Origin of the sequence: Geodermatophilus sp. DSM 44513, assembly GCF_032460525.1 — a bacterium.
GTDB lineage: Bacteria > Actinomycetota > Actinomycetes > Mycobacteriales > Geodermatophilaceae > Geodermatophilus.
Window position 1 is genome coordinate 1,668,739 of the sequence record NZ_CP135963.1, and the last position, 17,695, is coordinate 1,686,433.

The following is a 17,695-nucleotide window of genomic DNA, read 5'->3' on the forward strand; positions in this document are numbered from 1 at the left end:
CGAGCCGGCCTCCGCAGGGGCCCTCCGCGAGTCCACGGGTGGCGGGGGGCGGAGGTGCCCTCCATCACCCCACCGCGCGGCTGGGCGGGGGGATGCTGTCGCGGAACTGCCCGGTGCGCTGCCGGGGCAGGACGGCCGCCACCCGGTCGCGCCCGGCCCGCTTGGCCTCGTACATGGCCCCGTCGGCGCGGTCGACCAGCCGCCACATCGCACCCGCGGCGTCCTCGCCGTCCACCGGCCGGGCCAGCGCGAGGCCGATCGAGGCGGTCACCGCGTGCCCCCCGCCGGAGCGGCTGGCCGCCACCGCCGACCGCAGCCGCTCGGCCAGCCGGCGCGCCTCGACGGCGTCGCCGACCAGACCGAGCACGATCATCTCCTCACCGCCCGCGCGCGCCAGCACGTCGCTGGGCCGCACGGTGGCCGCCAGGGCCGCCGCCACCGCCTGCAGCACCGCGTCCCCGGCGGCGTGCCCGTGGGCGTCGTTGAGCTGCTTGAAGTGGTCGAGGTCCAGCACCATCGCGACCACCTGGGACCCCTCCCGGCGGGCCTGCCGCCACACCCGCGGCGCCTGCTCGACGAGCCGGCGCCGGTTGGCCAGCCCGGTGAGCGGGTCCTGGTGGGACAGCGCGCGGGTGGCCTCCAGCAGCCGCTCCACCCGGCGGCGCAGCACGTACACCCCGGCGGACGCCGCGTTGAGGACGCCGGAGTTCACGGCCACCTGGACGGTGAGGGCCACCGGGTCGTCGTAGCTGCCCCACATCGCCACCAGGCAGGCCAGCACGGTGGCCGCCATGTTGACCCCGAGCATCCACGGGCTGAGGAACCAGGCGGCGACGAACGCGGGGAACAGCAGCATGAGCGGGGTGGCGTAGCGGACCGGGTCCTCGATGCACAGGGCGACGACGACGTAGACCAGGTCGCCGAGCAGCACCAGCCCGAAGGTCTCCGGCCGGCCGACCCGCCGCAACAGACCCAGGACCACGCCGAGGGCCATCAGCAGCACCATCGTGCCGCCGTAGACCCACCGGGAGGCGCCCTCGCGCAGGACCCCCTCGACGGAGAGGTTGAGCAGCCCCATGCCCGCACCCAGGACCATCAGCCCGGCGAGGGTCCAGGCGGCGACCTGCCGCTCCACCCCCCGGCCGGCGTCCACGTCGAGCCCGGACCGCCGTGTGTCGGTGTCTTTGAGTCGCCGCGCGGTCACGAGGTGCAGCATGCCGTACCCGGGGGTTCCCGGGGAGCCCCTGGACGGAGGCTCCCGCGCCCCCGGAGGCGGTCGACGGCGCGCCGGGTCGGTGCCAGGGTGACCGCGTGTCCCACCCCACCCCTGGCGCCGTCGTCGTCCGCACCAGCGCCGAGCACCCGATGGTCGAGTCGGGCAGCAGCGCGCTGCGCGTGGTCGCGCCCGGCGCGGCCACCGCCGGGCGCTTCGGTCTGGTCGAGTACCTCCTGGCCCCGCGCAGCCCGGGCGCGGCCCCACACTTCCACCGGACCTTCTCCGAGTCCTTCTACGTGCTGTCCGGCGAGCTGACCGTGTACGCCGACGGGGCGTGGCGGCCGTACGGGCCCGGCGACCTCGCGCTGGTCCACGAGCAGGGGGTGCACGGCTTCCGCAACGACGGCGACGAGCCGGCCGGCTTCCTCATCCTGTTCGCCCCGGGCATCGCCCGCGAGCGGTTCTTCGCCGAGATGGCCGAGCTGCGCCGCAGCGGGCGCACGAGGACGCCGGAGGAGATGACCGCCTTCTACGCCCGGCACGACCAGGTCATGGTGGACGTGTGAGCCTGGACGGGGACCGGACACCGATCGAGGAGGCGCACGTGGCGCAGGGACCGTGGTTCTACTGCCTCAAGCACCACACCGTCGAGGACCGGGACGGCTGTGCCGAGCGGCACCGCCTGGGTCCCTACGACACCCGCGAGGAGGCCGAGCGGGCGCTGGACTCGGTGGCCGAGCGCGAGGAGCGGCTGACCGCCGAGGACCGCCGCTGGCGGGACGGGTAGCGCAGGGCCCCGCGAGCTCGGGACGGGACCCCGACGCGGGCCGTTCCGGTCCGTCACCAGGGGGCATGATCGGCGGGACGCCGGGCGGTCCGGCGGACGGAGGTGGCACGTGACGGACGCACGTTCGGTGGAGGACCTGGTCGTCGGGGTGCTCGGCGGCACCGGCCCGCAGGGTCGCGGGCTGGCCGTCCGGCTGGCCGCGGCCGGGCAGCGGGTGCTGCTGGGCTCGCGGGAGGCCGGCCGGGCCGGTGAGGTGGCCGCCCAGGTCGCCGAGCGGGCGGCCGCGGCGTCCGGGGGCGGCGAGGTCTCCGTCACCGGCGGCGCCAACCTCGACGTCGCCGGCGCGGCCGACCTGGTGATCGTCGCCGTGCCCTACGCTGGGCACGCGGACACCCTCGCCGGGATGGCCACCCCGCTGGCCGGCAAGGTCGTCGTCGACTGCGTCGTCCCGATGGCCTTCGACGAGCTCGGCGCCTACGTGCTCGACGTCCCCGAGGGCTCCGCGGCCCAGCAGGCCGCCGCGCTGCTGCCCGACTCGCACGTGGTCGGCGCCTTCCACCACCTGTCCGCACGGCTGCTCGAGGACCTGTCCAAGCCCACCCTGGACGGCGACGTGATGGTCGTCGGCGACGTCCGCGAGGCCACCGACACCGTGCAGGCGCTGGCCGGCCGGCTGCCCGGCATGCGCGGCGTCTACGCCGGACGGCTGCGCAACGCCCGGCAGGTCGAGGCGCTGACCATCAACCTGGTCTCGGTCAACCGCCGCTACAAGGCCCACGCCGGCATCCGCGTCACCGACGTCTGAGCGGAGACCCCGTCAGGTCCATCCTGCGCCCCTGGCGACGAGGACCCCACCCACGAGCAGGACGACGGCGCCGAGCGCGACGAGGACATCGGTCAGCACGGGGTGCCGCTCCCGCCAGGACAGCTCGTACACCCGGCGCCACACGAGCTCGAGCGGTGTGAGCGGGTCCTCGATCACCAGCACCGGCGCGGCCACCGCCTCCGCGATCGAGCGCAGGCGGTCGGCACCCCACCAGCGGCCGTGGACGCGGAGGAGGGGACGGCGCCGGCCGTCCAGCAGGACCAGCAGGCCGGTGGCCGGACCGCCGGAGGAGCGGAAGGCCGGCAGGAGCAGGGCCTGCGCGATCTCCGCGCGGGGCACGACCCGCGTGCGGCCCAGGGCGTCGCGCCGGTGCACGGCCCGGTCGGTGACCCGGACCCGCGCGACGTACCGCTGCAGCAGCAGCGGCAGTGCGAGGGCGGACACGCCGCCCACGAGGGCCACCAGGGCCGGTGCAGCGGTCCAGTCAGCGAGGTTGAGCGCGAGCGAGAGGCCGGCGACGGCGAACGCGAGCAGCTGGCCCGGGGTCCGCAGCGTCGCCGCGTAGGTGCGCAGCGACGGGCGGACCTCCTGCAGGACGACGTCCCGCGGCCCGGTCACGGCGGGGGACGCTAGGCCGCCGAGCGCCGCCACGCGACCGCGGTCACCGGTGCGGGTGACCCGCGAGCCCCGACGCCGCAGCGGGCTACTCGAAGGAGTGCTCGGGGCCGGGGAAGGTCCCGGTGCGCACCTCGTCGGCGTACTCGCGGGCCGCGCGCAGCAGCTCGCCGCGCAGGTCGGCGTACCGCTTCACGAACCGGGGCACCCGCCCGCCGGTCAGCCCGGCCATGTCCGGCCAGACCAGCACCTGGGCGTCGCAGTGCGGGCCGGCGCCGATGCCGATGGTCGGGATGGCCAGCTCCGCGGTCACCTTCCCCGCGATCTCCGCGGGCACCATCTCCAGGACGACGGCGAACGCCCCGGCGTCCTGCACGGCGAGCGCGTCGGCCAGCAGCCGCTCCGCCCCCGCGCCGCGGCCCTGCACCCGGAAGCCGCCCAGGGCGTGCTCGCTCTGTGGGGTGAACCCGATGTGCGCCATGACCGGGATGCCGGAGTCGTGCAGCAGCCGGATCTGCGGGGCCACCCGCTCCCCGCCCTCCAGCTTGACCGCCTGCGCGCCGCCCTCCTTCATCATCCGCACGGCGGTGCCGAACGCCTGCTCCGGCGAGGCCTCGTAGCTGCCGAACGGCAGGTCGGCCACGATCAGCGACCGCTTCGTCGAGCGGGTGACCGCGCGGGTCATCAGCAGCAGGTCCTCCACCGTGACCGGCACGGTCGAGGGGTGCCCGAGGACGACGTTGCCCGAGGAGTCGCCGACCAGCATCACCGGGATGCCGGCCTCCTCGAAGACCGTGGCGCTGGAGGTGTCGTAGGCGGTGAGCATCGCCCACCGCTCGCCGCGCTCCTTGGCCTGCTGCAGGTGGTGCACCCGCACCCGGGCCGTGGACCCGCCCCCGTAGAGCACCGACTCGGTCATGCCCTGCTCCCTCTCGAACTCGCGGGCTCGTTCACAGCCGGGCTCCTTCACGCACGGTGGGCAGCGTCTCCCGCCACCGGTTGGTGACGGGCAGCCGGCGGTCGCGGCCGAACGCCTTGAGCGAGATCTTGGTGCCGGGCGCGGACTGGCGGCGCTTGAACTCCGCGGCGTCCACCAGCCGCAGCACCCGGGCGACCACCTCGGGGTCGTGGCCCAGCTCCAGCAGCTGCGCCATGCCGAGGTCGCGGTCGACGTAGTCGGCGACGACCGCGTCCAGCTCCTCGTAGGAGGGCAGCGAGTCGGTGTCCACCTGGCCGGGTGCGAGCTCCGCGGACGGCGGCTTGTCGATGGAGTTCCGCGGGATCGGCTCGGTCTCCCCGCGCTCGCGGGCGTGCGCGTTGCGCCAGCGGGCGAGCTCCCACACCAGCGTCTTCGGGACGTCCTTGATGGGGGCGAAACCGCCGGCGGAGTCCCCGTACAGCGTCGAGTAGCCGACCGCGATCTCGCTCTTGTTGCCGGTGGTCAGCAGCAGGTGGCCGTGCTGGTTGGACAGGCCCATGAGCAGCGTGCCGCGCACCCGGGCCTGCAGGTTCTCCGCCGCCACCCCGGACAGCTCCACCGACGCGTGGTAGGCGTCCACCATCGGCGCGATCGGCACCACCGAGTAGTGCAGCCCGGTGCGCGCAGCCAGGTCGGCGGCGTCGGCCAGCGAGTGCTCGCTGGAGTACCGCGACGGCAGGCCCACGCCGTGCACCCGGTCGGCGCCCAGCGCGTCGACGGCCAGCGCCGCGCACACCGCGGAGTCGATCCCGCCGGACAGCCCCAGCACCACCGAGGGCATGCCGTTCTTGTCGATGAAGTCCCTGAGCCCCAGGACCAGGGCCCGCCAGACCTCCTCGGCGTCCGGCAGCGGCTCGGCCACCGGCGCCGGTCGCGGGTCGAAGGCCGCCACCGGCTCCTCGGACAGCACGTGCCGAGTGACCGTCATGGGCCCGATCCGCCCCGCCCGGCGCTCGGGGACGGCCGAGGGGTCGATCGCGAGGTCCACGCACATCAGGTGCTCGACGAACTGCGGCGCCCGGCCGAGCAGCTCGCCGTCGGGGGACACGGCCATCGAGTCGCCGTCGAACACGAGCTCGTCCTGGCCGCCGACCTGGTTGCAGTACACGACCGTGGCCCGGGCCTCGGCCGCGCGGCGGCGCACCAGCGGCAGCCGCAGGTCGTCCTTGGCCCGCTCGTAGGGCGAGGCGTTGGGGGACAGGACGAGGTCCACGCCGGCCTGCCCGGCCACGCCGCACGGCCCGCCCTCGACCCAGAGGTCCTCGCAGACGGTCAGGGCGACGTCCACCCCGTGCAGCCGGACGATCGGCAGCTCGGTGCCGGGCACGAAGTAGCGGGCCTCGTCGAAGACGCCGTAGTTGGGCAGGTGCCGCTTGGCGTAGCGGACGACGACCTCGCCACCGTGCAGCAGGGCCGCGGCGTTGCGCGGCGCGCCGCGGCGCGGGTTGGCATCGGCCGGGCGGTCGTCGTCCCCGGGCATCGACTCCACCGGCGCCGGGCCTGGGCCCTCGGTGTGCGCCAGGTAGCCGACGACGACGGCGACGCCGCCCAGGCCGCGGGCGTCCAGGTCCGCGGCGAGGTCGACCAGCGCGGTCTCGCTGGCGCGGGCGAAGGACTCGCGCAACACGAGGTCCTCGGCCGGGTAGCCGGTCAGCGTCATCTCGGGGAAGACGACGACGTGCGCGCCGGCACCCGCGGCGTCGGTGGTCCAGCGGGTCACCAGGGCGACGTTGCCGTCGATGTCGCCCACGCGGGTGTCGACCTGGGCCAGGGCCACTCGGAGCTGCACGGGTCCGGTCACGCGTCCATCCTCGTCCGCGTCCCCGGCGAGGGGCCAGGGGGGGCGCGGCGCGGGTGGCCGGTGTGTCCTCGGCGCCGAGGGGGCAGGCTGGGCCCGACGTCACCTCACGGAAACGACTGGACGCGATCATGGCGAGCATGGACCGACAGCAGGAGTTCGTCCTGCGCACCCTGGAGGAACGCGACATCCGCTTCGTGCGGCTGTGGTTCACCGACGTCTCGGGCTACCTCAAGGCCGTGGCCGTGGCGCCGGCGGAGATCGAGGCGGCCTTCGCCGAGGGCATCGGCTTCGACGGCTCGGCGATCGAGGGCTTCGCCCGCGTCTACGAGTCCGACATGCTGGCCAAGCCCGACCCGGGCACCTTCCAGGTGATGCCCGGGGCCAAGGGGCAGCCCAGCGACACCGCCCGCATGTTCTGCGACCTCACGCTGCCCGACGGGTCGCCGTCCTGGGCCGACCCGCGGCACGTGCTGCGCCGGGCGCTGTCCAAGGCCGCGGAGATGGGCTTCACCTTCTACACCCACCCCGAGGTCGAGTTCTTCCTGCTCAAGGACCTGCCCACCGACGGCCGCGCGCCCGAGCCGGCCGACAACGGCGGCTACTTCGACCTGTCCACCCACAACGTCGCCCACGACTTCCGCCGCGAGGCGGTCTTCGCGCTGGAGGCGATGGGCATCTCGGTGGAGTTCAGCCACCACGAGGTCGCGCCCGGCCAGCAGGAGATCGACCTGCGCTACGCCGACGCGCTGTCGATGGCCGACAACATCATGACGCTGCGGCACGTCGTCCGGGAGGTGGCGCTGGCCCAGGGCGTGCACGCGACGTTCATGCCCAAGCCGTTCACCGACCTGGCCGGCTCGGCGATGCACACCCACCTGTCGCTGTTCGAGGGCGACGGCAACGCCTTCTCCGACCCGGCCGACCCGATGCGCCTGTCGACCACCGGCAGGCAGTTCATCGCCGGGCTGCTCACCCACGCCAAGGAGTACACGGCCGTCACCAACCAGACGGTGAACTCCTACCGGCGCCTGCTGGCCGGCACCGAGGCGCCGACGGCGGCGACCTGGGGCCGGGCCAACCGCTCGGCGCTGGTGCGGCTGCCGTCCTACAAGCCCAACAAGGGCCAGTCCGCGCGGGTGGAGGTCCGCTCCCCGGACTCCGCGTGCAACCCCTACCTGACCTTCGCCATCCTGCTGGCCGCCGGGCTGCGGGGCATCGAGAAGGGCTACGAGCTGCCCCCCGAGGCCGAGGACGACGTCTGGTCGCTCACCGACACCGAGCGGCGCGCCGCCGGCTACGAGGACCTGCCGGTGTCCCTCGGCGAGGCGCTCACCGCGATGCAGGGCAGCGAGCTGGTCGCCGAGACCCTCGGCGAGCACGTGTTCGAGTTCTTCCTGCGCAACAAGTGGGCGGAGTGGAACGCCTACCGGCAGAACGTCACCCCGTGGGAGCTCACCCGCTACCTCCCCGGCCTCTGAAGGAGGACCCCCTCGCCCCCCACGACGTGCTCCGTGGAAGGACCCCGTCCTCCTCACCACTCGCGAGCTCGCGGCGAGCCTCGGGACGGGGCCGCCCTGCGAGGGGGCCGTTCCATAAGCTCACCTCCGTGGCCCGCCTGCTCGTCGTCGTCCCCTCCGAGACCGACCCGCCCGCCCGGCTGGGCGGCTGGCTGGTGGACGCCGGGCTGACGCTCGACGAGCGGCACCTGGGCACCGGCGACCCGCTCCCGGAGACGCTGGACGGCGTCGACGGGCTGCTGGTCCTGGGCGGGCCGCAGTCGGCGATGGACGACGAGGCGACCAGCCCCGAGCTGACCGGCGTCCGCCGGCTGCTGGGTCAGGCGCTGGCGGCCGACGTCCCGACCCTGGCCGTGTGCCTGGGCGCCCAGCTGCTGGCCGAGGTCGGCGGCGGCCGGGTGCGCACGGGCGTGGACGGGCCGGAGGTCGGGGCGACCCTGGTCGCGAAGCGGGACGCCGCGGACGCCGACCCGCTGTTCGCCCCGCTGCCGATGACCCCCGACGTCATCCAGTTCCACCACGACGAGATCGCCGAGCTGCCGCGCGGGGCCACCCTGCTCGCCAGCAGCCCCGCCTACCCGCACCAGGCCTTCCGCGTCGGCCGGCACGTCTACGGCGTGCAGTTCCACATCGAGACGACACCCGAGGTCGTCGAGGAGTGGGCCACCCGCGACACCGTCGGCGTGGCCGCCAGCGGGCTGGACCGGGCCACGGTCGTCGCCCGGTCCACGGCCGTGCACCCCGACCTCGAGGAGGTGTGGGCGCCGTTCGCCGCCCGCTTCGCCGACCTCGTCCGCAGCCGCGACCGCTCAGGGGCGGCCACACCGTGACGGCCGGCGCACCGGAGGTCCCCCGGCGGGCCGTCGTCCGGCTGGTGCGCTTCGGTTTCGGCGACGGCGAGCGGGCCGCCCGCCTGCTGTCCGACCCCGCGATGGGGCTGTGGGACCTCGAGCGCAACGAGCCGGCCGACCCCGAGGCCGGGCCCGTCGTGGCGGCCGTGGCGCGCACCGGCGACCCGGACCTCGCCGTCCGGTCGCTGCGCCGGCTGGTGGAGGCGCTGGACGCCGAGGACCCCACCGGCGGCGCGGCGGCCGCCCTGCTCGCAAGGCTGCGCGGCTCGGCGCTGCTGCGCTCCCGGCTGCTCGCCGTGCTGGGCGCCAGCTCCGGCCTGGCCGACCACCTGGCCGCCCACCCCGGCGACTGGGCCGTGCTCGACGACGACGACGGCCGCGGCCCCGCGCGGCCCACCCCGCAGGCGCTGCAGCGGCAGATGCTCACCGCCGTCGGCGCCGACCCCGACGACCCCCCGTGGGGCGTGCGGCTGGGCCGGGCCGCACCGGACGCCGACCCGCAGCGGGTCGCCGGCCTGCGGCTGGCCTACCGCCGGGCCGTCCTGTCCCTCGCCGGCCGGGACCTCGCCGAGGGCCTGCCCGCCGAGGACGTCGCCGCCGAGCTCGCCGACGTCGCCGCCGCGGTGCTCACCGCGGGCCTGGCCGTGGCGGTCGCCGAGCAGCCCGCCGACGCGCCCGCCTGCCGGCTGGCCGTCATCGGGCTGGGCAAGTGCGGCGGCCGGGAGCTCAACTACGTCAGCGACGTCGACGTGGTCTTCGTCGCCGAGCCGGTCGACCCCGGGGACGCCGAGGCGGCGCCGGCGCTCCGGAGCGCCACCCGGGTCGCCGCCGCGCTCATGCGGGTGTGCCGCGAGGCGGCCTGGGAGGTCGACGCGGCGCTGCGCCCGGAGGGCAAGGCCGGCGCGCTGGTCCGCACCCTGTCCGGGCACGCCGCCTACTACGCGCAGTGGGCCAGCACCTGGGAGTTCCAGGCGCTGCTGAAGATGCGCCCGGTGGCCGGGGACCCCGACCTCGGCCGGGCCTACGTCGAGGAGCTGTTCCCGCTGGTCTGGCAGGCCGGGGAGCGGCCCGGTTTCGTCGCCGAGGTGCAGGCGATGCGCCGACGGGTGCTGGAGAACATCCCGCCCGCCCAGGCCGAGCGCGAGCTGAAGCTCGGCCGCGGCGGGCTGCGCGACGTGGAGTTCGCCGTCCAGCTGCTGCAGCTGGTGCACGGGCGGGTCGACGGGCGGCTGCGGGTGGGCGGCACCCTGCCCGCGCTGGCGGCGCTGCGGGCCGGCGGCTACGTCGGCCGCGACGACGCCGACACCCTCATCGCCTCCTACCGCTTCCTGCGCACCGTGGAGCACCGGCTGCAGCTGCTCCGGCTGCGCCGCACCCACCTGCTGCCCACCGACGACGCCCAGCTGCGCTGGCTGGCCCGCTCGCTGGGCTACAAGCCCGACCACCGGGGGGACGCCGTCGCCGTCCTGGACGCCGAGCTGTCGCTGCACACCCGCGAGGTGCGCCGGCTGCACGAGAAGCTCTTCTACCGGCCGCTGCTGTCGGCGGTGGCCAAGGTGCCGCCGGAGGCCGCGCAGCTGGGCTCCAAGGCCGCCGGTGACTGGCTGCGCGCGCTGGGCTTCGCCGACCCCGACGGCGCGCTGCGGCACATGGCCGCGCTCACCGGCGGGGTGTCCCGCTCGGCGTCGATGCAGAAGTACCTGCTGCCGGTGGTGCTGCAGACCCTCGCCGACTGCGCGGACCCCGACGCCGGCCTGCTGGCCTACCGCTCCGTCAGCGAGGCCCTCGGCGGCAACCAGTGGTACCTGCGGCTGCTGCGCGACGAGGGCCAGGTCGCCGAGCGACTGGCCCAGCTGCTGGGCTCCAGCCAGTACCTCACCGCGCTGCTCACCCGCACGCCCGAGGCGCTGCGGATCCTCGCCGACGACGACGAGCTGCGCCCGCGCACCGCCGAGGCGCTGACCCGGGCCTGGCGGCAGGCCGCCGGGCGGGCCGCGGACCCCACCGCCGGCATCCGGGTGCTGCGCGGGCTGCGCCGCTCCGAGCTGCTGCGGGTGGCAGCCGCGGACCTGCTCGGCATGCTGGACGTCGCACAGGTCGGCCGGGCACTCACCGACATCGCCGTCGCCGTGCTGCAGGTCGGCCTGGACGTCGCCGTGCGGGCGCACGCCGCCGCGGCCGGCACCACGCCGCAGGAGCTGCCCACCGACGTCGCCGTCATCGGCATGGGCCGCCTGGGTGGCGGGGAGATGGGCTACGGCTCGGACGCCGACGTGCTGTTCGTGCACCGGCCGCGGCCGGGCGCGGAGGAGGGCCGGGCCACGGCGGCGGCCAACGCGGTCGCGCACACGCTGCGCCGGCTGCTCGCCGAGCCGGCGCCGGACCCGGCCTTCGCCATCGACGCCGACCTGCGACCGGAGGGCCGCCAGGGCGCGCTGGTGCGCAGCCTGGACTCCTACCGGGAGTACTACGAGCGCTGGATGTCGGTGTGGGAGTGCCAGGCGCTGCTGCGCGCCGTGCCGGTGGCCGGCGACGAGGCCCTGGGGACGGCGTTCACCGAGCTGGTCGACCCGATCCGCCACCCGGCCGCGGGGCTCACGCCCGAGCAGGTCGCCGAGATCCGCCGGATCAAGGCGCGGGTCGAGCGCGAGCGGCTGCCCCGGGGCGCGGACCCGACGACGCACACCAAGCTCGGCCGCGGGGGGCTGGCCGACGTCGAGTGGACCGTGCAGCTGCTGCAGCTGCAGCACGCCGCCGGGACACCCGCGCTGCAGGTGACCTCCACCGTCGCGGCCCTGCACGCGCTGCGCGAGGCGGGGCTGGTCGACGCCGAGCAGGCCGAGACCCTGCAGCGGGCGTGGGAGCTGGCCAGCCGGGCCCGCAACGCGGTGTTCCTGGTGCGCGGGCGGCCCAGTGACCAGCTGCCCCGCCCGGGCGTGGAGCTGGCCGGCGTGGCGCGGGCCAGCGGCTACGGCCCGGACGCCGAGCCCGGGCAGTTCCTCGACGACTACCGGCGGGCCACCCGCCAGGCGCGCGCCGTGGTCGAGGAGGTCTTCTACGGCCAGCCGCCGGCCGGGTCCTGAGCGCGGTGGGTGTGCCGGGCGCCCCGGCAGGGCAGGAGGAGGGGGTGTCCCAGCCCGCGCCCGACGACCAGGTCCCGAACGACGCCCCGCTGCGGCCCGGCGGGGCCACCATCACCCCCTACCGGGACGGACCGCTGATCGTCCGCGGCGACTTCCGGCTGGTCGACCAGGACGGCGGGGAGATCGACCCCGGCCGGGAGACCGTGGCGCTGTGCCGGTGCGGCAAGTCCGGCATCAAGCCGTTCTGCGACGGCTCGCACAAGCGGGCCGGGTGGTCCGCGCCCAGCGCCCCCAGCCGCCCCCGCCCGGCCGCACAGATCCGCCCCGACGCCGGCCCGGGGGACGACACCCGCTGAGCTCTGGGCCGGCTCCGAGGAGATGGGGCCGGCCCCGCGTCTCGTGCACACACCGCTGCCGCGCGACCGTCCCGTTCGCGGTGGGTGCACGAACGGTCCACCGGACGGGGTGCGAGCCCTCGCCTCAGGCGGCGAGGGCCACCCGCCCGCGCAGGCCCGAGCGGCCGGCCTCCCACTCGCCGAGCAGGTGCCGGGCGGCCAGGCCGTCCATCGCCAGCGAGCAGGCGGCGCCGAACAGCACGTCGGCGGCCAGCTGCGGCTCACCGGTGACCAGTGAGCCGCACATGTCCACCGCGGCGATCTGCTCGTGGACGGCGTCGGCCTCCACGTGCTCGTCGTAGAACACCGTCGTCGGCCCGCCGTAGCCCAGCCGGCGCAGGCCCGAGGAGTAGCGGCGGGACGGCTCGGAGGAGGTCATCTCCACGCAGGCCAGGTGTCCGAGCGCCGCACCCCGCCACCGCCGGTGCAGGCCGAACAGCGACATGGTGTTGACCGAGGCGAACGCCACGGCGGGGGCATCGTCCCACAGCGCGCCGTAGCCGGCGTCCAGGTCGAGGTCGCGCATCATGCCGGCGAACAGCTCGCTGTGCATGCGCTCGGCCGAGCCGCCGCCGTACTCGTCGGCCTGGATCTCCACCATCGCCGCCTTGGTGCGCCCGGACAGCCGGGGCAGCGCGAAGGTGTGCGGGTCGGCCTCCTTGAGGTGGTACACCGAGCGCAGGGTCAGGAACTCCCGCCACTGCTCCAGCGAGCCGCTGCGGGCCATGTACCGCGACAGCGAGGGGCCGTCGTCGGCCGCGATGAGGGTGCCGAGCTGCTGGTCGACCGGCTCACCGGTCACCTCCGGCTCGCCGACCAGCGCGCGCAACCCGGCGGTGTGCGCCCGCTCCAGGTGCGCGCGCACCCGCAGCAGCTCGGGGTCCCACTCCCAGGTCTCGTCGACACCGTCGAAACCGCGGTAGTGCAGCTCGTAGCAGACCGCGAGGGCCAGCTGGAGGTCCTCGTCGAGCAGCGGGTCGGTGGCGGCGGCCGCCGTCCGCTCCGCGAGCTCGGCGGTCGCGGGGGACAGGGTGCCGGTGGCGAGGTCGTCGCACAGGGCGCGGGTCAGCGGACCCCTGGGCTCAGGCAGGCGCATGGAGATCCCCATGCCCAGGACCGCGGCCGTCGATGCACGTCGGCGGTGTGGTGTGCACCCACGGGTGGGGGGATCCACCGGCCGCCACGTGACGATCCGGTTGCGACGGGCGCCGGCGGGTTCGGGACGGCGCCGTCCTGGGCAGGGCAGACGGAGCCCGCCGACCCCCACCGGGAGGACGTCGTCCCGTGCGCGCCCTGACCCTCGCCGCTGCCGTCCCGCTGCTCGCGCTGACCGCCTGTGCCTCCCCGGTCACGGGGTCCGCCTCACCGGCGAGCGCCGCCGACCGGGTGCAGCCGGCCGTCCCGGTGACCGTCCCCGGTGCTGCCGACCCGGAGGCGGACGCCGGCCGGTGCACCTCCGACGCCGGCTACACGGTGTCCTTCCCGGCCGACTGGGCGACCAACGCCGCCGGCGTGCTGCCCGCGTGCAGCTGGTTCGGCCCCGGCGAGGAGGTCGTCGTCCCCGAGGCCTCCGACGTGCGCACCGCCCCCGTCACGCTGCGGGTCGTCGACGGACCCCTGGCCCAGGCGGCCCCGGTGTACCCCGACGAGGTCGCCCGCACCACGACGGAGGTGGGTGGCCGCCCGGCGGTGCGCACCGAGCAGGTGACCACGGTGGGCCTGTACCCCGCGGGCACCCGCATCACGAGCTGGGCCGTGGACCTGGGCGGCCGCACCCTGCTCGCCGACGCCGTGGAGCTGCCCGGTGGGGACCACCGCCGCGCGGTCGCCGTGCTCGACGCGATGGTGGGGGAGCTGCGCACCACCACCGTGTGAGCGGGCGACGCGCCGTCGCCCGATCGTCACGTCCCTCGTGCAGAGTGCTCGGCAGACCGAGCGGACGAGGGGACCGGGCATGGACTTCCTGCAGCCGTCGTCGTGGGACGACGCGCTCGCGGCGCGGGCCGAGCGGCCCGACGCGCTGCCCATCGCGGGCGGCACCGACGTCATGGTCGAGCTGAACTTCGACCGGCGCCGGCCCGGGGCGCTGCTGGACCTCACCCGCGTCCCGGAGCTCGCCGGGTGGTCGGTGGCCCCCGACGGCACGGTGCGCCTGGGCGCCGGCGTCAGCTACGGGCGGGTGATCGGCGAGCTCGGCGACCGGCTGCCCGGCCTGGCGATGGCCGCCCGGACCGTCGGCTCGCCGCAGATCCGGGTGCGCGGCACCGTCGGCGGCAACCTCGGCTCGGCGTCCCCGGCCGGGGACGCGCACCCCCCGCTGCTGGCCGCCCGCGCGGAGGTCGAGGTGGCGTCGGTCGCCCGCGGCACCCGGCGGGTCCCGGTCGCCGACTTCTTCACCGGCGTGAAGCGCAACGCCCTGGCCCCCGACGAGCTGATCGCCGCCGTGCACGTGCCCACCGCGGCGGGGCCGCAGCAGTTCTGCAAGATCGGCACCCGCAACGCGATGGTCATCTCGGTGTCCGCGTTCGCCCTCGCGCTGCACCCCGACCGGCGGGCCGTGGGCACCGGCATCGGGTCGGCCGCCCCCACCCCGCGGCGGGCGCCGGACGCCGAGGAGTTCCTCGCCGGCGAACTGGACTGGGACCGCCGGCCGGCCCTGCCCGAGGGGCTGGCGCGGGCCTTCGGCGAGCGGGTCGCCGCCGCGGCCTCGCCGATCGACGACGTCCGCGGGACGGCGGCCTACCGCCGGCACTCGCTCGCGGTGCTGGCCCGCCGCGCCGCCACCTGGGCCTGGGACGACCTGAGGAGGGCCGCCTGATGCGCGTCACCACCACCGTCAACGGCACCGAGCGCACCGCCGACGACGTCTGGCCGGGGGAGAGCCTGCTGTTCCTGCTGCGCGAGCGCCTCGGCCTGCCCGGCGCCAAGAACGCCTGCGAGCAGGGGGAGTGCGGCTCCTGCACCGTCTACCTCGACGGCGAGCCGGTGTGCGCCTGCCTGGTCGCCGCCGGGCAGGCCATCGGCCGGGAGGTCACCACCGTGGAGGGGCTGGCCGACGGGACGGCGCTGCACCCGGTGCAGGAGGCCTTCGTCGACGCCGGCGCCGTCCAGTGCGGTTTCTGCACCCCGGGGCTGGTCGTCGCCGCGCACGACCTGCTGGCCCGGGTGCCCGAGCCCTCGGACCCGGAGATCCGCGAGGCGCTGGCCGGCAACCTGTGCCGCTGCACCGGCTACGAGAAGGTCCTCGACGCGGTCCGGCTGGCCGCCCGGCGGCAGGCGGCGCAGTGACCACCACCGAGCCGACCACCACCGAGCCGACCACCACCGAGCCGACGACGACGCAGACCGGGGCGCGCACCGGCGGGCGGATCGGGGAGAACGCGCAGCGCCCCGACGGCACCCTCAAGGTCACCGGCGAGTTCGCCTACTCCAGCGACCTGTGGCACGACGACATGGTGTGGGGCGTGACGCTGCGCAGCCCGCACCCGTCGGCCCGCATCCGGCGCATCGACCTCTCCGAGGCGCTCACCGTGCCCGGCGTCAGTGCCGTCCTCACCGCCGACGACGTCCCCGGGGAGAACGCCTTCGGCCTGGAGCACGCCGACCAGCCGGTGCTGGCGGGGGAGTTCGTCCGCTACGAGGGCGAGCCGGTGGCGCTGGTCGCCGCCGACCACCCGGAGACCGCCCGCCGCGCGGCCGCGCGCATCCGCGTCGACTACGAGGTGCTGCCGGCGCTGACCGACCCCCGCAGCGCCCTGGACGACGACGCGCCGCGGGTGCACCCCGGCGGCAACCTGGTCCGCCACCTGCGGCTGCGCCGCGGCGACCCGGCGCCCACCGCGCCGGTCGTGGTCAGCCTGGACTTCGAGGTCGGCATGCAGGACCAGGCCTTCCTCGGACCGGAGTCCGGGCTGGCCGTGCCGGCCGAGGACGGCGGCGTGGACCTGTACGTGGCCACCCAGTGGCTGCACGTCGACCAGCGGCAGATCTGCCTGGCCCTGGGCATGCCGCCCGAGAAGGTGCGGCTCACCCTGGCCGGCGTCGGCGGCGCCTTCGGCGGCCGCGAGGACCTCTCCGTGCACGTGCACGCCTGCTTGCTGGCGCTGCGCACCGGGCGGCCGGTGAAGATGAGCTACGGCCGGGAGGAGTCCTTCTACGGCCACGTGCACCGTCACCCGGCGTGGATGACCTACGAGTTCGGCGCCGAGCCCGACGGCACCCTCGTCTACGGGAGGGTGCACACCCTGCTCGACGGCGGCGCCTACGCCTCCTCGACCGCCGCCGTCGTCGGCAACGCCGGCACCCTCGGCCTGGGCCCCTACCGCTTCCCGTCGGTGGCCGTCGACGTCCACGGCGTGTTCACCAACAACCCGCCGTGCGGGGCGATGCGTGGCTTCGGCTGCGTGCAGGCCGCCTACGCCCACGAGGCGCTGATGGACGAGCTGGCCGCCGCCGTCGGGGTCGACCCGGTGGAGATCCGCCGGCGCAACGGCGTGCAGGAGGGCGACCGCAACATCACCGGCCAGGTCATCGACTCCGCCGCGCCGGTCGCCGAGCTGCTCGAGCGGGTGGCCGCGATGCCGCTGCCACCCGCGCCTGCGGGGCAGCCGGACCTGCTCGACCTACCCGGGGCGGTCGGCAACACCACCCACGGCGAGGGCGTGCGCCGCGGCGTCGGGTACTCCGTCACCTACAAGAACGTCGGCTTCTCCGAGGGCTTCGACGACCACTCCACCGCGCGGGTGCGGCTGCAGGTCAGCGGCGGGGAGGCGGTGGCCACGGTGCACACCGCGGCCGCCGAGGTCGGCCAGGGTCTGGTGACCGTGCAGCAGCAGATCGCCCGCACCGAGCTCGGCGTGCAGCAGGTCGTCGTCGTCCCGGCCGACACCACGGTCGGCTCGGCGGGGTCCACGTCGGCGTCCCGGCAGACCTACGTCACCGGCGGCGCTGTCAAGGCCGCCTGCGAGGCGGTGCGGACGGCGGTGCTGCAGCGCGCCGCGGTCGCGCTGGACCGCCCGCTCGCCGGGCTGGCGCTGGACGGGGAGAAGGTCGTCGGCGCCGGCGGGGAGGTGCTGGCCGGGCTGGCCGACGTCCTCGGCGAGGACGCGGTGGAGGAGACGGTGGAGTGGCGGCACCGGCCCACCCACGCCATCGACCCGGAGACCGGCCAGGGCGACGCGCACGTGCAGTTCGCCTTCTCCGCGCACCGCGCGGTGGTCGACGTCGACACCGAACTCGGCCTGGTCAAGGTGGTCGCGCTGGACACCGCCCAGGACGTCGGGAAGGCGATCAACCCCGACGCCGTCGTCGGGCAGATCCACGGCGGGTCCGCGCAGGGGATGGGCCTGGCGCTGATGGAGGAGGTGGTGGTGACCGACGGCCACGTGCGCAACCCGTCGTTCACCGACTACCTGCTGCCCACGATCCTGGACGTGCCGCCGATGCGGGTGGAGGTGCTGGAGTACGCCGACCCGCACGCGCCCTACGGCGTCCGCGGGGTGGGGGAGCCGCCCACCATCTCCTCCGGTCCGGCGGTCGCCGCCGCGGTCCGCGCCGCCTGTGGCCGGCCGCTGCGCCGGGTGCCCATCCGGCCGGAGCACGTCACGGGCGTCTGAGCACCGCCGG

At 75.9% G+C, this 17,695-nt stretch carries 16 protein-coding genes; 11 read left to right on the forward strand and 5 right to left on the reverse strand.

Features of this window, described 5'->3' with window-relative positions; genetic code table 11:
- Window positions 1–64: 64 nt before the first annotated feature.
- Window positions 65–1,204 carry a GGDEF domain-containing protein gene (locus RTG05_RS08160; protein WP_315912431.1) on the reverse strand — a complete coding sequence of 380 codons (1,140 nt, stop codon included), beginning with the start codon at window positions 1,202–1,204 and terminating at the stop codon, window positions 65–67.
- A gap of 107 nt (window positions 1,205–1,311) precedes the next feature.
- Here RTG05_RS08160 and RTG05_RS08165 point away from each other — a divergent pair, with 107 nt between their 5' ends.
- From RTG05_RS08165 to npdG, 3 genes are all read left to right on the forward strand, one after another.
- A complete protein-coding gene (locus RTG05_RS08165; RefSeq protein WP_166528225.1) occupies window positions 1,312–1,782 on the forward strand; it encodes a cupin domain-containing protein in 471 nt (156 codons plus the stop codon).
- A 38-nt stretch (window positions 1,783–1,820) separates the two neighbouring features.
- On the forward strand, window positions 1,821–2,003 hold the full coding sequence (locus RTG05_RS08170) for a hypothetical protein (protein ID WP_166529590.1): 183 nt from the start codon (window positions 1,821–1,823) through the stop codon (window positions 2,001–2,003).
- A gap of 109 nt (window positions 2,004–2,112) precedes the next feature.
- Complete coding sequence (npdG, locus tag RTG05_RS08175) at window positions 2,113–2,808, forward strand: NADPH-dependent F420 reductase (RefSeq protein ID WP_166528226.1); 696 nt, start codon at window positions 2,113–2,115, stop codon at window positions 2,806–2,808.
- Window positions 2,809–2,820: 12 nt separating this feature from the next.
- Here the strand turns inward: npdG and RTG05_RS08180 are convergent, their stop codons facing one another.
- From RTG05_RS08180 to RTG05_RS08190, 3 genes are all read right to left on the reverse strand, one after another.
- A complete protein-coding gene (locus RTG05_RS08180; protein WP_166528227.1) occupies window positions 2,821–3,447 on the reverse strand; it encodes a hypothetical protein in 627 nt (208 codons plus the stop codon).
- Between the two features lie 85 nt (window positions 3,448–3,532).
- Complete coding sequence (gene panB / locus RTG05_RS08185) at window positions 3,533–4,363, reverse strand: 3-methyl-2-oxobutanoate hydroxymethyltransferase (RefSeq protein ID WP_166528228.1); 831 nt, start codon at window positions 4,361–4,363, stop codon at window positions 3,533–3,535.
- Between the two features lie 31 nt (window positions 4,364–4,394).
- On the reverse strand, window positions 4,395–6,224 hold the full coding sequence (locus tag RTG05_RS08190; protein WP_208104860.1) for an NAD+ synthase: 1,830 nt from the start codon (window positions 6,222–6,224) through the stop codon (window positions 4,395–4,397).
- A gap of 137 nt (window positions 6,225–6,361) precedes the next feature.
- On the opposite strand from RTG05_RS08190, the gene glnA reads away from it, so the two are divergent.
- The 4 genes from glnA to RTG05_RS08210 all read left to right on the forward strand — a co-directional run bounded on the left by glnA (window position 6,362) and on the right by RTG05_RS08210 (window position 12,031).
- Complete coding sequence (gene glnA, locus RTG05_RS08195) at window positions 6,362–7,702, forward strand: type I glutamate--ammonia ligase (RefSeq protein WP_166528229.1); 1,341 nt, start codon at window positions 6,362–6,364, stop codon at window positions 7,700–7,702.
- Window positions 7,703–7,830: 128 nt separating this feature from the next.
- Window positions 7,831–8,571, forward strand: coding sequence for a type 1 glutamine amidotransferase (locus RTG05_RS08200; RefSeq protein ID WP_166528230.1), 741 nt, complete (start codon window positions 7,831–7,833; stop codon window positions 8,569–8,571).
- Entirely contained in the window at window positions 8,568–11,675 is a 3,108-nt protein-coding gene (locus RTG05_RS08205) for a bifunctional [glutamine synthetase] adenylyltransferase/[glutamine synthetase]-adenylyl-L-tyrosine phosphorylase (protein WP_166528231.1), read from the forward strand. The genes RTG05_RS08200 and RTG05_RS08205 overlap by 4 nt, the downstream gene beginning before the upstream one ends.
- 44 nt (window positions 11,676–11,719) lie before the next feature.
- Window positions 11,720–12,031 (forward strand): CDGSH iron-sulfur domain-containing protein, encoded by a 312-nt coding sequence (locus RTG05_RS08210; RefSeq protein WP_166528232.1) that lies wholly within the window; start codon window positions 11,720–11,722, stop codon window positions 12,029–12,031.
- 124 nt (window positions 12,032–12,155) lie between these two features.
- On the opposite strand, the gene RTG05_RS08215 is transcribed toward RTG05_RS08210, so the two are convergent.
- The gene (locus RTG05_RS08215; RefSeq protein ID WP_166528233.1) at window positions 12,156–13,166 is read right to left on the reverse strand and encodes an iron-containing redox enzyme family protein; all 1,011 of its coding nucleotides are present in this window, start codon (window positions 13,164–13,166) and stop codon (window positions 12,156–12,158) included.
- Between the two features lie 188 nt (window positions 13,167–13,354).
- Here RTG05_RS08215 and RTG05_RS08220 point away from each other — a divergent pair, with 188 nt between their 5' ends.
- The 4 genes from RTG05_RS08220 (at window position 13,355) to pucD (ending at window position 17,685) form a co-directional block, all read left to right on the forward strand.
- Window positions 13,355–13,945 (forward strand): hypothetical protein, encoded by a 591-nt coding sequence (locus tag RTG05_RS08220; RefSeq protein WP_166528234.1) that lies wholly within the window; start codon window positions 13,355–13,357, stop codon window positions 13,943–13,945.
- Between the two features lie 79 nt (window positions 13,946–14,024).
- Window positions 14,025–14,888, forward strand: a complete 864-nt coding sequence (locus RTG05_RS08225) for an FAD binding domain-containing protein (RefSeq protein WP_166528235.1) — start codon at window positions 14,025–14,027, stop codon at window positions 14,886–14,888.
- Window positions 14,888–15,358, forward strand: coding sequence for a (2Fe-2S)-binding protein (locus RTG05_RS08230; RefSeq protein ID WP_166528236.1), 471 nt, complete (start codon window positions 14,888–14,890; stop codon window positions 15,356–15,358). Before RTG05_RS08225 ends, RTG05_RS08230 begins: the two co-directional genes overlap by 1 nt.
- Window positions 15,355–17,685, forward strand: coding sequence for a xanthine dehydrogenase subunit D (pucD, locus tag RTG05_RS08235; protein WP_208104861.1), 2,331 nt, complete (start codon window positions 15,355–15,357; stop codon window positions 17,683–17,685). The genes RTG05_RS08230 and pucD overlap by 4 nt, the downstream gene beginning before the upstream one ends.
- The last annotated feature ends 10 nt before the right edge of the window (window positions 17,686–17,695 follow it).

Excerpts from the sequence above, each read along its gene's own strand:
- panB (WP_166528228.1), bottom strand. The coding sequence starts at position 4,363 with ATGACCGAGTCGGTGCTCTACGGGGGCGGGTCCACGGCCCGGGTGCGG.
- glnA (WP_166528229.1), top strand. The coding sequence starts at position 6,362 with ATGGACCGACAGCAGGAGTTCGTCCTGCGCACCCTGGAGGAACGCGAC.
- RTG05_RS08215 (WP_166528233.1), bottom strand. The coding sequence starts at position 13,166 with ATGCGCCTGCCTGAGCCCAGGGGTCCGCTGACCCGCGCCCTGTGCGAC.
- RTG05_RS08225 (WP_166528235.1), top strand. The coding sequence starts at position 14,025 with ATGGACTTCCTGCAGCCGTCGTCGTGGGACGACGCGCTCGCGGCGCGG.
- RTG05_RS08230 (WP_166528236.1), top strand. The coding sequence starts at position 14,888 with ATGCGCGTCACCACCACCGTCAACGGCACCGAGCGCACCGCCGACGAC.